Annotated in this window: 1 protein-coding gene; it reads left to right on the top strand. The window is 34.4% G+C overall.

What is annotated here, in order from left to right:
- Positions 1-311, top strand: a 311-nt coding sequence (locus tag BRSPCE3_RS35945; RefSeq protein ID WP_244071865.1) for a DUF4049 domain-containing protein, incomplete at both ends; no start/stop codon positions are given.

Genomic DNA, 311 nt, shown 5'->3' with positions numbered 1-311 from the left:
AACATGTTTTTTTAAAGGACGATGCGATAACCCCTTGTATCTTCCTTGGGGATCATACAGGCGATAGATTTAGTACTATTTTTGGTGATAAATATATCCTTACTTTGCTAAATTCTATGCGAAATATGGAGGGTAATAAAGATAGCCGTATTAATAAAAATGTCGTCGTTCTGGCTGGAAATCATGAAATCAATTTTAATGGTAACTATACTGCACGACTAGCAAATCATAAACTCTCTGCCGGTGATACGTATAACTTAATTAAAACGCTCGATGTTTGTAATTATGACTCAGAAAGGCAAGTTTTAACC

It is taken from the genome of Bradyrhizobium sp. Ce-3 (assembly GCF_022835695.1).
Lineage (GTDB): Bacteria > Pseudomonadota > Alphaproteobacteria > Rhizobiales > Xanthobacteraceae > Bradyrhizobium.
Note: the sequence above shows the minus strand (reverse complement) of the source record. Positions and strands in the feature narration are given on the sequence as shown.